Source organism: Geodermatophilus sp. URMC 65, from assembly GCF_053502545.1.
Genome location: NZ_CP199954.1, coordinates 4,224,543 through 4,237,901, shown reverse-complemented (window position 1 = coordinate 4,237,901; position 13,359 = coordinate 4,224,543). Strand labels below are relative to the sequence as shown.

Annotated in this window: 13 protein-coding genes; 10 read left to right on the top strand and 3 right to left on the bottom strand. The window is 72.0% G+C overall.

The features are described from left to right. Window positions 1-107: 107 nt before the first annotated feature. From ACWIX7_RS20505 to ACWIX7_RS20495, 3 genes are all read right to left on the bottom strand, one after another. Entirely contained in the window at window positions 108-1,370 is a 1,263-nt protein-coding gene (locus ACWIX7_RS20505; protein ID WP_448618253.1) for a hypothetical protein, read from the bottom strand. 461 nt (window positions 1,371-1,831) lie between these two features. Further along, the gene (locus ACWIX7_RS20500; protein WP_448618252.1) at window positions 1,832-2,038 is read right to left on the bottom strand and encodes a hypothetical protein; all 207 of its coding nucleotides are present in this window, start codon (window positions 2,036-2,038) and stop codon (window positions 1,832-1,834) included. Between the two features lie 54 nt (window positions 2,039-2,092). Beyond that, on the bottom strand, window positions 2,093-3,298 hold the full coding sequence (locus ACWIX7_RS20495) for a hypothetical protein (protein WP_448618251.1): 1,206 nt from the start codon (window positions 3,296-3,298) through the stop codon (window positions 2,093-2,095). Between the two features lie 519 nt (window positions 3,299-3,817). Here ACWIX7_RS20495 and ACWIX7_RS20490 point away from each other — a divergent pair. From ACWIX7_RS20490 to ACWIX7_RS20445, 10 genes are all read left to right on the top strand, one after another. Continuing rightward, window positions 3,818-4,441, top strand: a complete 624-nt coding sequence (locus ACWIX7_RS20490) for a hypothetical protein (protein WP_448618250.1) — start codon at window positions 3,818-3,820, stop codon at window positions 4,439-4,441. 289 nt (window positions 4,442-4,730) lie between these two features. Next, window positions 4,731-5,969, top strand: coding sequence for a polyhydroxyalkanoate depolymerase (locus tag ACWIX7_RS20485; protein WP_448618249.1), 1,239 nt, complete (start codon window positions 4,731-4,733; stop codon window positions 5,967-5,969). A gap of 649 nt (window positions 5,970-6,618) precedes the next feature. Next, window positions 6,619-6,891 (top strand): hypothetical protein, encoded by a 273-nt coding sequence (locus tag ACWIX7_RS20480; protein ID WP_448618248.1) that lies wholly within the window; start codon window positions 6,619-6,621, stop codon window positions 6,889-6,891. 180 nt (window positions 6,892-7,071) lie between these two features. Further along, window positions 7,072-8,616, top strand: a complete 1,545-nt coding sequence (locus tag ACWIX7_RS20475) for an acyl-CoA synthetase (RefSeq protein WP_448618247.1) — start codon at window positions 7,072-7,074, stop codon at window positions 8,614-8,616. Window positions 8,617-8,668: 52 nt separating this feature from the next. Then, the gene (locus tag ACWIX7_RS20470) at window positions 8,669-8,926 is read left to right on the top strand and encodes a type II toxin-antitoxin system Phd/YefM family antitoxin (RefSeq protein ID WP_448618246.1); all 258 of its coding nucleotides are present in this window, start codon (window positions 8,669-8,671) and stop codon (window positions 8,924-8,926) included. Further along, on the top strand, window positions 8,923-9,348 hold the full coding sequence (locus tag ACWIX7_RS20465; protein ID WP_448618245.1) for a type II toxin-antitoxin system VapC family toxin: 426 nt from the start codon (window positions 8,923-8,925) through the stop codon (window positions 9,346-9,348). Before ACWIX7_RS20470 ends, ACWIX7_RS20465 begins: the two co-directional genes overlap by 4 nt. Before the next feature lie 88 nt (window positions 9,349-9,436). Then, window positions 9,437-9,865: a DUF3237 domain-containing protein gene (locus ACWIX7_RS20460; protein WP_448618244.1), complete on the top strand. Its 429-nt coding sequence runs from the start codon at window positions 9,437-9,439 to the stop codon at window positions 9,863-9,865. Between the two features lie 63 nt (window positions 9,866-9,928). Then, window positions 9,929-11,272 (top strand): ABC1 kinase family protein, encoded by a 1,344-nt coding sequence (locus ACWIX7_RS20455; RefSeq protein ID WP_448618243.1) that lies wholly within the window; start codon window positions 9,929-9,931, stop codon window positions 11,270-11,272. A gap of 10 nt (window positions 11,273-11,282) precedes the next feature. Continuing rightward, window positions 11,283-12,365, top strand: coding sequence for a CapA family protein (locus tag ACWIX7_RS20450; RefSeq protein WP_448618242.1), 1,083 nt, complete (start codon window positions 11,283-11,285; stop codon window positions 12,363-12,365). A 157-nt stretch (window positions 12,366-12,522) separates the two neighbouring features. Further along, window positions 12,523-13,356 carry an ATP-binding protein gene (locus ACWIX7_RS20445; protein WP_448618241.1) on the top strand — a complete coding sequence of 278 codons (834 nt, stop codon included), beginning with the start codon at window positions 12,523-12,525 and terminating at the stop codon, window positions 13,354-13,356. Window positions 13,357-13,359 lie beyond the last annotated feature (3 nt).

The window sequence follows — 13,359 nt, the reverse complement described above, 5'->3', positions numbered from 1 at the left end:
GCCCGGCAGCCCGCCTCTGCCGGCCCTCGGGAAAGCGGACGCCTCCGACACGAATCGGTGGGCGCGAGCCCCGGTAGCAGAAGCGTCACTCGGACAGGCGACGTCGCTTACTCGGCCCCCTGCGCGGGCTCCTCGCCGTTCCCCCGCCAGCGCGCCGCGCGGCCGGCGATCCCGCTGGAGAGCTTGCCCGTGACCGACTTCGCCCGGCCGAAGGTCTCGTTCCCCAGGCGCCAGGAAGCGTCGACGCCCTCCGCTCCCGTCTCCAGCACCTTGTCCCGGAACTCCGTGGCGGCCGACGTCCAGGCCCGCGCCTCCACCGACTGCCGCCCGTCCGACTCGAGCCCCAACCGCCCGTGGAAGTCGGTGACGGCGATCGCGACGTGCTGCCTCGCCCGCACGATGGCCGGCGACTGGAGGGGGTTCAGCAGCACCTTCGCGTTGGCCGTGCCCGCTGCCGCGTCCATGCGGGCCAGCAGCTGCCCGGTGGCCTGCGCGATGGTCTCCAGCCGCTTCTGCCGGACGGCCTTCAGTCCGAGGCGGTGCCCGTCTAGATCGTCCGGGGCCACGTCCAGCACCCGGTCGAGTTCGATCACGGCAATCGCGTCCTGCAGCTGGAAGCAGCGAGCCAGGACGGCGAGCCAGTCCTGGGTCTTGGCCTCGGCCTTCTTGGCCGTCTCGGCGAGGTCGCCAACGCTCGTGTGGCGCTCCAGCTTCTCGGCGAGCGCGTCGAGCTGGCGCAGTGCGTACGCCTGGGTGCGCGCGATCGTCGCCGACGACCCCTGAACCTTCGACCACGTGACCTCGTTGACCCGGCCGCCGTGCTCGCGCAGGGTCGTCGCCTCGTCGATGTCGAAGCCGACGCCGATCATGTCCGCGAGGACGGCGTCCTCCTGTGCGCGGAGCACGTCGTCGAGCTTGGCGTCGATCGTGGCGAGATAGTCGGTGATCTCGTCCATGGTCTGCTGCATCGCTAGCTGCGCCATGAGCACCGGCGCACCGGACAGAACAGCCGGGTTCTTGGACAGCTGAGACACGGGCTCCTTCGCCAACTCGACGAACGCGCCGAACCGGCCGTTGCCCTTTCCGGCCTTCACCACACCGGTGCTCACTCCGGACGTCGAACTCTTCGTCAGGCCCTTGACCAGGTGCGCGGAGTCCTTGGTCAGCTCCACCCAGCGACCCGCCATCTCCGCGATCTCGGGATACACCTGGGCGACCTGGGCGCCGGCCTTGAAAGCGGCTCCGAGACGAGGCAGTCCGAGATCCTGCGACGCCAGCCGCTCAGCGGCGAGGAAGAGATCGACCGCGGTCGGGCTTCCGATGACCGCCAGGCCATCGCCGTCACTGATCAGCTGGATTTCGGCATCCACGGTGGGCTCCTCGAACGCGGGTAGGGGACGCCCTGCGAAGGAGGCAGACGAGTCGGGCTCTTCACAGACACCGGCCAGACACTCACTGGCGGCTTGCGCGCGTTGCGATGCATCCTGACCGAGCGGAACGCCACTGTGACGCAACCTGCTCGGAGCAGTCCTCCGGACTGGGCGCATGTGCCCCACGGGCCCCGAGCGCCGCTGCTGTGTCGACCCACACGGGGAGATGGCGGCGGTCAGACGCGAGGTGAGCCGGGGCCTGCAGCGGCAAGGTGCTCTGCCCGTTCATCCGCTCGGCCAGCACGGCCGGCTCCGCGCCTCGAGGGGTGAGAACCAGGTCAGCTCGAGCGCGTCCTGCTGGGGTGCGCAGTCCTCCTCGACCCGAGAGGCAGAGATGCAGCGGGTCCCGTCGAAGGTCAGGAGAAGTGTGCGGCCGGGCACGACCGGGCGCAGCCGCACCGCTACATCGGCCGCGCCGGCGCGGCGGTTCCGGCCCTCTCGACGTCGAACTGCAGCGCGATCGGGGTGCCCGCGCCCGAACCAGCGGACGGAGCGGGCTGCAGGTCGGCCAGCGCGAGTTCCCAGTCCGGCGTGCGGGACGCCACGGCCGGCGCCAGGGTCCGCCGGGCCGCGACGAGCAGCGCGGCACGGTGCTCGGGCGGGCGCACCCCGCTGCCGCGTTGCAGCGAGTGGACCGCCTCGCCCTGATGTCGGAGTCGTCGCTACCCGATGGCCACCTTGAACGGCAGGAGGGCCTCCTCGGCCATGGCTGCCGCACGAGCCAGCGGTAGGGACGGCCAGCCGCTCCACCCTTGGGCCCGCACCTGCTCGACCCTGTCCTTCAGCTCGCCCGTCTGCGCCACAGCGTCCGCGAAGGCCTCGAGGCGGTCGCCCTGGTGCCTCGTCGAGTAGTCGGGGAGGAGGTAGTAGAGCGAGCCGGCCGTCGTCCCGTCCCCCACATTGACGTTCCACACCGGCGTGTCCACCCCGTCAACGACGTACCGACCGGTGACCGCGGCCGTCCTGCCGCTCCCCCAGGAGAACCGGCCGCCCCGCGTCTTGACGTCCTGAATCAGACGCCGAACCAGATCGACCTCCTCGGGCGTCCGAGCCGCCGCTGCCGCGTCGACCAGGGTCTGCTCGGACCACGGCGCGCCCTTGGCCCGACGCTGCTTCGTCTCCACCGCGGCCGCCGTCCGCCCAACCACTCGCGGCACGTACACGACCTGCCCCGCAGGAGCCGTGTACTTCGGTAGTTCGATACCCAGCACCTCGACGTCGCGCATCTGCTCGTTGAGGAACTCGATGATCCGCACGAGCCCGGGAGCCAGGCGGTCGGCCAGGAAGATGAGCCGGATCTTGCCCACCCGCAGGTTGTCCTCGACCGTGGCCCAGAACGCCTCGACGTCCTCGATCCCCAGCTGCTCTTGCAGGTAAGTGGCCGGCTCGGTCTTGCCAGCGGCCTGGGCGACCACGTCCCGCAGGTCGTTCTGCCACGTCGTCACACCGTTGGCCGCGTAGTCGAGCATCTGCGCGACCACCTCCCTGCGGGCCCTGGTGTCCGAGGCGCGCTTGACCTCGACCAGGACCGGCACGCCGGACTGGTCGATGAACAGGTGGTCGAGTGAGAGGCCGATTCCCTCTGCGGCCGCCACCGGCATCTCCCGCCGCACCAATAGCAGCTTCGCGCTCTCCCCGGCCGTGCCGACGCCGGCGATCATCTCTGGGAACTGCGCGAGGGCCTGCTGGAGGACGTCCTCGCTGTCGTAGTTCGCCCCGCGCAGGGCGGTGAGCGAACCGTCGACCGCGAGGAAGATGGTGCTGTCGGTCATTCCCGCATCACACCTGCCCTCCTCCCATCGGGGACTGCGCGACACGGGTGCGGGACTGGCGCGATCACCGTGACCCCCCTCCGTCTCCTCGTCCACAGAGGTCACTCGTTCTGGCCGCCCATGACCGTGGGGCACGGCGCAACCGACGCCTCACGAACCGTCAACGGCACGATGGACGGCGCGAGACGGTTGCGAGGACCCTGACGCCCGCACCCCTGCCCCACCCCGCCCGCGTGTCCGCTCGGATGCAGCCATGTCCGCACACAGCAGCCGCGGTGCCGTCGTGCTGGGCGTCGTCGCCGCTGCGACGACGCTCGTCGCACAGCCCGTGCTCGCCGCGCCGCCCGTTCCCGTCCCACCGGCCGTGCCCGCCCAGCTGCAGACGATTGAGGTGACGCTTCAATCGGCCAACTCAAGCGGGCCCTGCGCGAGCCCTACTGGGCCGGCCAAGAGCGCGCCGTCCACTGACCGCCCTGGTCGGCGCCACCGTCCCCTCGCCCGGCGCACCGCTCTGGGATCGGCACGTGCCTCACTTCTGCCATTGCCTCGCCGATCGGCGGCCGCGAAGCTGACCGCGAGGCGATGCCGCCGGGGCGCCGCCCGAACGGAGGTGGCATGTACGCCCGATCCACCAGCATCCGCGGCAACCCCAGCAACCTCGACGCCGGCATCGCGTACGTGCGCGACGAGGTGATGCCGTCGGTCAAGCGGGCTGACGGCTGCGTCGGCCTGTCGATGCTCACGGACCGCGAGAGCGGCCGTTGCATCGTCGCGACCTCCTGGGTCGACCAGCAGGCCATGCGCGCCACCGCCGCGGAGGACCGCACCGTCCAGCACCGCCTCCTGCACGCCCTCGGCGGCGAGCACGCCGACGTCCAGGAGTGGGAGATCGCGGTCCTCCACCGGGAGCGCCCGGCCGGGGACGGCGCCGGCGCGCAGGTCACCTGGGCCCGCATCACCCCGAGTCACCTCGACGACCTGCTCGACGCCTACCGGGACAACCTGCTGCCCAAGCTGCAGGAGCTGCCCGGCTTCTGCAGCGTCAGCATGCTGGTCGACCGGCGCCTTGGCCGGACGGTCAGCGTCACCAGCTTCGAGAACCGTGATGCCGCGGGGCTGGTGCGCAAGCACGCCAGGACGCTCCGCAACCAGTTCGCGCAGGCCATGGGCGCCAAGATCGTGGACATCGCCGAGATGGACCTCGTCCTCGCCCACCTGCACGTCCCCGAGGCGGTGTAGGAGTCTGCACAACGCAGAGCGCCCCGGCGGCCGTGGTCGTCGGGGCGCTCTCGCGAGGTGGGTCAGACTCCGGCCACACCGGCGCCGAGCGCCGACTCCACCTCGACGCCCCGAGCCACAGCTGGGACCGGAGTGACGGCTGTTGCGCAAGGGACACCAGTGCCGCGACACGTGCCCGCCACGTCGCCGAGCCGAGGCCCCTCCGCGCGGCCGTCGTTCACAGGGGTTAACGTTCCCAACCGGTGACCTAGGTCACTTGACAAACCGCAACCCAGCGACAGGCAGGCCGATGCTCTACAGCGCTTACGAGATGAACCGCCGGATGGGAGCGCCCGTCGTCGCGGCGTCCGAGTGGACCGCCCGCGCGCTGCAGGGTCTGCCGGCCCCGCTGGGCCGCACGCCGGCCGTCCGTCACATGGTGGCCGCCTGCGACATCCTCGCCAACGCGCGTCCCACCCACCGCCGTCCGGCCTTCGGCATCACCACCGTGCCGGTCGGCGACCGCGAGGCGGACGTCTTCGAGCGCCCGGCCCTGAGGACGCCCTTCGGCACCCTGCTGCACTTCACCAAGCCCTCGGTGGGCGACCAGCCCCGCGTGCTCGTCGTCGGCCCCATGTCCGGCCACTTCACGACGCTGATCCGGCCGACGATCAAGACGCTCCTGTCCGACCACGACGTCTACGTCATCGACTGGCACAACGCGCGTGATGTCCCCGCCGAGCACGGGCCCTTCGGGCTGGACGAGTACATCGACCACGTCATGCAGGCGCTGCGCCACCTCGGCCCCGACACCCACCTCCTGGCCGTCTGCCAGCCCGCGCCGCTGGTGCTCGCCGCCGTCGCCCTGCTCGCCGAGGCGGGCGACCCCGCCGAGCCCGCCAGCGTCACCCTCATGGCCGGCCCCATCGACACCCGCATCAACCCCAACCGGGTCAACACGTCAGCTGCCGACAAGCCGCTCTCCTGGTTCGAGCGCCGGGTCGTCGACACCGTCCCGAGCCGGTACCCGGGCGCCGGACGGCGGGTCTACCCCGGCGTCCTCCAGCTGACGGCCTTCATGTCGATGAACCCCCGGCGGCACCTCACCGCGCATGCGCGCCTGTACCGCGACCTGGTCACCGGCAACGCGGTCCGGGCCGCGACCACCCGCGCCTTCTACGACGAGTACGGCGCGGTCATGGACGTCCCGGCCGAGTTCTACCTGGAGACCGTCGGCCGCGTCTTCCAGCAGCACGAGCTCCCCCGTGGCCGCTTCACCTGGCGGGGACAGCGGGTCGACCCCGGCGCCATCCGGAACGCCGCGCTGCTCACCGTGGAGGGCGCGAACGACGACATCTGCTCCCCCGGCCAGACCGAAGCCGCCCACCGGCTGTGCACCGGGATCCCCGAGGAGCGCAAGCGCCACCACCTGCAGGAGAAGGTGGGCCACTACGGCGTCTTCAGCGGGTCCCGCTGGGAGGCCGAGGTCTACCCCGTCGTCCGGGAGTTCATCGCCTCCGCCCGAGACCGGGAGCGGACGGCCTCCTAGGGCTGCCGCGAGGGGCGGACGGCCGCAGAGCCGTCCGCCCCTGGCGACGCGGATCTCAGGGACGGCGGCACGTCGATGATCCTCGGACCGGGTAACCGCAGGTCATCCGTCTACGCACACCGCCGCTCACCCTAGGCCGTGCTTCAGCCCGACCTCAGCCCGAGAGCTGCCCCAGCGAGGAACTCCGTGCCGCCCGACGTCGCCATGGAATGCGACGCCACCACGCGGACATCACGCCCAGCCCCGTCGCCGGCACGCCGCGCTACGTCGTTCCTGGAATCAGGGGGACTGGCTCTTACCATCATGAGCGAGGTTTCTGGATGCTCGAAGCGACGGGGGACCAGCTGCCGACATGCCAGGTCATGGAGATGGGTGGAACTGGGGCAAGATCGGTGCCATTGCAGCAGTCCTTGCGCTGCCCCTGGCTGCCCTGGGTCCGCTGAACGGCTGGTTCGACGGCTCCACCTCGCTGCCGCATGGGCAGCCGGAACCCTCACCCACTCAGAGCGCGACGGCGACGGCCACAGCGCCGGCGCCCAGTGCACCGGCGCCCTCGGATCCTCCCCCGAGCGATCCGACGACCCCGAGTCCTGTCGCTGAGTACCGGATCAACGACAGGTCCATCTACTCCGACGACTACTACGCCCACGTGTATACGGTCACGGTCGATCATGAGGCGCAGTTGGCGTCTGTGGAGTTCGAGGCATTCGGCGAGGTAGATCTCCGCAGCCCACGGACTTCATGCCTGTTGGTGTCTGGGTACAGGGATGTGCCGGTTAGGGATTCCCTCCTGGCCATAGATTCGCCGGGACACTACAAGGGGACCCTGACGTTTTCCCTGCGTGATTCCGGCAGCTACAGCTTCCAGTACTCCTGCAGTGGGGACTACTCGGAGGTGCGCCTCTTCGACTACGAGGCCTGAACACCCGCCGCGCCGCGTTCGAGGCTGCCGACGTCGCGATACGAGGAGGGACACTCCGGACGGGCAAGCGACGATTCCACGATCACGGCGGAGATGCTGGGGCGGCGGGACCTGAGTCCCTGGCACGCCCTGACCTCGGTAGCCAGCGTGATGTACCTCACATCCCACCGGGAGGTCGCCGTGTACCTCACCCAGGGGCTGCACCGCCACGTTCAGCAAGGCCCGCACGAGATCGCCACCGTCTGCGCCGGCCGCACCCGGACCCACGCCGAGTCGGTCGACCGGATCGCCCGGCTGGCCGCCGCCCTCCGGCAGCTCGGGGTCCGGGACGGCGAGCGCGCGGCCATCCTGTCCCTCAATTCTGACCGCTACCACGAGTTCCTCGCCGCGACGCTGTGGGCCGGCGGCGTCGTCGTCCCGGTCAACATCCGGTGGAGCGTCCCCGAGATCGCTGACTCGCTCGCCGAGGTCGACGCCCGGGTCCTCGTCGTCGACGACGTCTTCGCGGCGTGCGTCGACGGCATCCGGGCGGGCCACCCGTGGCTCCGGCACGTCGTCCACGCAGGCGACGGCTCGACCCCCGACGGCATGCTCGCCTTCGAACACCTGGTGGAGACCTCCGACCCGGTCGAGGACGCCCGCCGCGGCGGCGACCAGCTCGCCGGCGTCTTCTACACCGGAGGCACCACCGGCCGGTCCAAGGGCGTGATGCTCAGCCACGACAACCTGCTGACGTCGGCCATGGGCGCGCTGGCCACCGAGCAGTTCCAGCCCGGCGGCGTGCTCCTGCACGCCGCGCCGATGTTCCACGCCGCCGCCTTCTCCAGCTGGGTCACCGGCGGCGTGGTCGGCGGCACGCAGGTGATGATCCCGGTGTTCGACCCCGTGGCCGTGCTGACCGCCGTCCGCGAGCACGGCATCACCGACGTGCTGCTCGTCCCCACGATGATCCAGCTGGTGGTCGACTCCCCCCGGGTCGACGAGTTCGACCTGACCAGCGTCCGGCGGGTCATGTACGGGGCCTCCCCCATGTCCGACGCGCTGCTCGGCCGGGCGGTGAAGGCGCTGCCCAACGCGCGGTTCATGCAGGCCTACGGCATGACCGAACTCGGCCCCATAGCGACCCTCCTCACGCCCGACGACCACGAGGACCCCAGGCACCGGCGCTCCGTCGGCCGCGCGGCTCCGCACGCCGAGGTCCGCGTCGTCGGCGCGGACGACGTCGAGCTGCCCCGCGGCGAGGTCGGGGAGATCGTCGTCCGCGGCGGCCACGTGATGCTCGGCTACTGGAACCGGCCGGAGGAGACCGCGGAGGCGCTGCGGGGCGGCTGGATGCACACCGGCGACGCCGGCCGGATGGACGACGAGGGCTACGTGTACCTCACCGACCGCCTCAAGGACATGATCATCTCCGGCGGGGAGAACGTGTACTCGATCGAGGTGGAGAACGTCCTCGCCCAGCACCCGGCGGTGGCCACCTGCGCGGTCATCGGCGTCCCCGACGACACCTGGGGCGAGCGCGTGCACGCCGTCGTCGTCCCGGCGGCCGGCGCCGCCGTCACCCTGGAGGAGCTGCGCGCCTTCTGCGCCGACCGGATCGCCGGCTACAAGGTGCCGAGGTCGATGGACGTCGTCGACGCGCTGCCGGTCTCCGCGGCCGGCAAGGTGCTCAAGCGGGCACTGCGCGAGCCCTACTGGGCCGGGCAGGAGCGCGCCGTCCACTGACGTCCGATGTGGCTACGATGTCGTCTCAAGAAGTGGCCACAAGGAGGTCCGAGTGGACTCGGTCGGCATCCGGGAACTGCGCGACGGGTTGAGCCGGTACCTGGCCGAGGTGCGCGCCGGGCGCACCGTCACCGTCACCGACCACGGCCGCCCGGTCGCCCGCATCGTCCCGGTCGACGAGCCCAGCCCATTGGAGCGGCTGATCGCGGAGGGGCTCGTGCAACCGGCCCGGCAGCGCAAGCGCTCGGCGCCCCGGCCGGTCAAGGCCTCCGGAACGGTCAGCGACCTGGTCGCCGAACAGCGCAGGTGATCGCCTACTTCGACACGTCGGCAGTGGTGCCGCTGCTCGTCGAGGAGCCCGGGACCGACATCTCCCTCCGGGTCTTTCTCCAGGCCGAGACCGTGGCGACCGTCCGGATGACGTTCGCCGAGGCCTCCGCCGCGCTCGCCCGCGCGTCCCGGCTTGGTCGCCTGACAGCCGACGCGCACGACAGAGCACTGGCCGAGCTCGAGTCCGTCTGGGTCCAGATGGATGTCCTCGACGTGGACGACGACCTCGTGCGCGCGGCAGGGGCTCTGGCGCGCACTCACGCCCTCCGCGGCTATGACGCCGTCCACTGCGCTGCAGCGCTGCGGGTCACCAGCACGTCGACTGTCGCACTGGCCGGTGATCGAGACCTGCTCGAGGCCTGGCAGCGGGAGGGGCTTCAGGTTCTCGACACGCAGTCCTGATTCCCCCCAGTCGGGGTCGGAAGACCCGGGTCGCGCCTGCTGCGCGGCGATAGCCTCGCGCCTCCACTCGGAGGACGGGGGAGGCACGATGGCCATCGAACTGGTGCCGCTGTGCACGATGCGGGTCCAGCTGAAGCCGCCGATCGAGGTCGGCATCGGGCCGGCCGGGACGCGGTTGATCTTCGAGCACGAGAGCGCGAAGTTCGTTGGGGACCGCTTCAGCGGCGAGATGGTGGGGACCGCCTCCGGCGACTGGTTCCTCGTCGGACCCGAGGGCACGGCGACGCTCGACATCCGGTCGACGTGGCGCACCTCCGACGGTGCGATCGTCTTCGGCCAGGTCCACGGCCGGATGGACGCCTCGGACGGCCTGGACCTGCCGAAGACCATCTACGTGACCCCGCGCTTCGAGACCGGCGACGAGCGCTACGCGTGGCTCAACCGGGTCCAGGCGGTCGGCAAGGGGATCGTCCACGAGGACCTCACGATCGACTACGAGTGGTACGAGCTGCGCTGACGGCCCGCGCCTGAGGTCCGCGGGAGCAGGCGACGCCGTCGTCGGGGGCGCTACCGTCCGCCGGTGACCTCCGAGGACGGCCGGCCGCCGCGGGGCCGCCTGGCCCGGACGGCCCGGCTCGCCGCGCTGCCCGCCGCCTACGCCGGGCGCACCGCGCTGGGGCTCGGCAAGCGGATCGGGGGCCGCCCGGCCGAGGTGGTCGCCGCGCAGGTGCAGCAGCGCACCGCCGAGCAGCTGTTCGCCGTCCTCGGCCAGCTCAAGGGCGGCGCCATGAAGGTCGGCCAGGCAATGTCGGCGATGGAGGCCGCGCTGCCCGACCAGCTGGTCGGCCCCTACCGCGAGGCGCTGGTGAAGCTGCAGGAGGCGGCGCCGGCCATGCCGGCCGACCTGGTGCACCGACAGCTGGCGGCGTCGTTCGGACCCGACTGGCGGCGGCTGTTCCGCGACCTCGACGACCGGCCGGTCGCGGCGGCCAGCGTGGGGCAGGTGCACCGCGCCACCTGGTCCGACGGCACCCCGGTGGCGGTCAAGGTCCAGTACCCGGGTGCGGGCGAGGCCCTCGTGGCCGACCTGGGTGTGCTGCAGACGCTGACGCCGGTCGTGCAGGCGGCCGCGCCCGGTCTCGATGCCCGGCAGCTGTTCGCCGAATTGCGCGACCGGCTGGTCGAGGAGGTCGACTACGCCCGGGAGGCCGAGGCCCAGACCGCGTTCGCTGACGCCTACCGTGACGACCCGGACATCGCCGTCCCCGACGTGCTGGCCGTCGCAGGCCAGGTCCTGGTCACCCGCTGGGTCGACGGCACTCCCCTGTCGCGGGTCATCGCCGACGGCACCCGGGACGACCGGGACCACGCCGGTCAGCTCCTGGTCCGCCTGCTCGCCTCCGCCCCGGTGCGCGCCCGCCGGCTGCACGGCGACCCGCACCCCGGCAACTTCCGGCTGCTGCCCGACGGGCGGCTCGCCGTCCTCGACTTCGGGGCGACCGAGGTTCTGCCGCACGGCTGGCCGGCCCGGCTCGGCCCGCTGCTCGCGGCCGGGCGGGACGGCGATGCCGCGGCCCTGCACCGCATCGCCGCCTCTGCCGGACTCTTGCGCGCGGACCAGGTGCCCGTCCAGGCCCTGCTCGCGCTGCTGGACCCCTACCTCCAGCCGCTGTGCAGCCCGGCCTTCCGCTGCACCCGGGCGTGGCTGCAGGAGCAGACCCGGCTCGCCTCCGACCCGTTCAGCGCCGCAGCCCGCACCCGGCGCCAGCTGACCATCCCGCCGCGCCACCTGCTGCTCCAGCGCGTGGCCGCGGGGCTGGCCGGTGTCCTCTGCTCGCTGGACGCCACCGTGGCCGTCGACGCCGAGCTCCGGCGGTGGCTGCCCGGCTACGGCGGGAGCACCGACACGGCCGGGTCTCGCTAGGGTCGGCGCCGTGGCGAGGTACCTCGTCCCGTTGGTGGCCCTGGCGCTCGCCGGCTGCTCGATGGGCGCAGCGGGCGACAGCACCGGTCGCACACCGGGCGCGGCTACCGTGCCGCCGTCCACCTCCGCTCCGGCTCCCACCCCGTCCACCCCGCCGCCGGAGGGTCCGGTCACCCTCGCCTTCGCCGGGGACGTGCACACCGCGGGGCGCCTCGAGGGGCGGTTCCGGCAGCCCGAGACCGCGCTCGCCCCCGTGGCCCCGCTGCTGGACGGCGCCGACCTCACCATGGTGAACCTCGAGACCGCCGTGACCGACCGCGGCACCGCCGAGGCCAAGTCCTTCACCTTCCGTGCGCCGCCGTCGGTGTTCGACGCCCTCCGGACCGCCGGCGTCGACGTGGTGAGCATGGCCAACAACCACGGCGTCGACTTCGGGCCGGTCGGCCTCACCGACTCGCTGGAGGCCGCCCGGCAGCAGGACTTCCCGGTCGTCGGGATCGGTGCCGACGACGACGCCGCCTTCGCCCCGTACCTGACGACGATCCGCGGTGAGCGCATCGCGGTGCTGGCAGCCGACCAGGTCCCCGACTCGACCCTGCGGCGGTACTCGGCCGGTCCCGGCCGGGCGGGCGTGGCCTCGGCCTTCGACACCGACCGGCTGCTGCAGGCCGTCCGGTCGGCTCGCCAGCAGGCCGACACGGTCGTGGTGTACCTGCACTGGGGTGAGGAGCGGTCGAGCTGTCCCTCGCGGCTGCAGCGCGACCTCGCCGAGCAGCTGTCGCAGGCCGGCGCGGACGTCCTCGTGGGGACGCACGCCCACGCGCTGCAGGGCGCCGGCTGGCTCGGGGACACCTACGTCGCCTACGGCCTCGGCAACTTCGTCTGGTGGCGGTCGAACTACCCGGCCGCCGTCACGACCGGGGTCCTGAACCTGACCGTCGACGACGGGCGCGTGCTCCAGGCCGACTTCGTCCCGGCGCGGATCGACGACGCCGGCCTGCCGCAGCCCCGCACCGGCCCCGACGCCGATCGGGCGAGGGCGGACTTCGCCGCGCTCCGCTCCTGCGCCGGGCTCGGCGACGCGCCGTCCTGACCGGTCTCCGGCGGCCCGCGGGGCGCCGGCCGACACCTCCCGGAACTTGGGCGTCCGGTCCTGACGCAGCGCGGCCGAGCGACAACACCACTGGTCACGGACGAGGACGACGCCGTCACTCGCTGACTGTCAGACCCTCGTCGATGATGTATCGGAGATGACCAGGACCGATTGCGTCGACATCACGGTCTGCACCAACGGCGTGTTGACGTACGACGAGATCGGCGGACACCTGCGCCCTGCGGGCACCGGATCCGTCGAGATCGACCTGACCGGTCTGAAGTTCATCGACCCGGCCGGACTGGTGAGCCTCGCCGTCATCGCCGAGCGGGCGACCCTGCTGCACCGCCCCGTCCGCTTCCGCAAGCCCGAGGGCGGCGACGTCGCCAACTACCTCACCCGGATGCGGCTCGGCGAGCAGCTCACCGGACTCGACGTGGTGCACGACCTGCCCCAGGTGCGGGAGCGCCGGCTCGGCCACCGTCTCGTCGAGCTGCGCCGGTTCGACGGGGAGGCCGGGCTGGACACCGTCGCCGCCGCCCTCGTGCAGACCTACGTCGACGACCACCCCGGGCTCATCCAGCCGCTGTACGCAGCACTCGACGAGATGGCCCGGAACGTCCTGGAGCACAGCACGCGGTCGCACGGCTACGTGGCACTCCAGCGATACGAGAACAGGGGGGACATCTCGTTCGCCGTGGGTGACAGCGGGATCGGTCTGCGTGAGCGACTCGCCGCGGTGTTCCCCGTGCCCGACGACCGGACGGCGATCGTGCGCGCGGCCCAGGTGCACGTGACCTCGATCGGCCGCCCGGGCCGCGGACGCGGGATCAGCCGGGTCATCGGCATCACCGGCGAGCACCGTGGCAGCGTGACGCTCATCAGCGGAGCGGCCAGCGGCACCTTCCGGCACGGTCACCTGGACCCCGAGCTGAGCGATCTCCCCGCGCCCTATCCCGGTACGCTCGCCCACGTGCGCCTGAGCCTGTGAGGA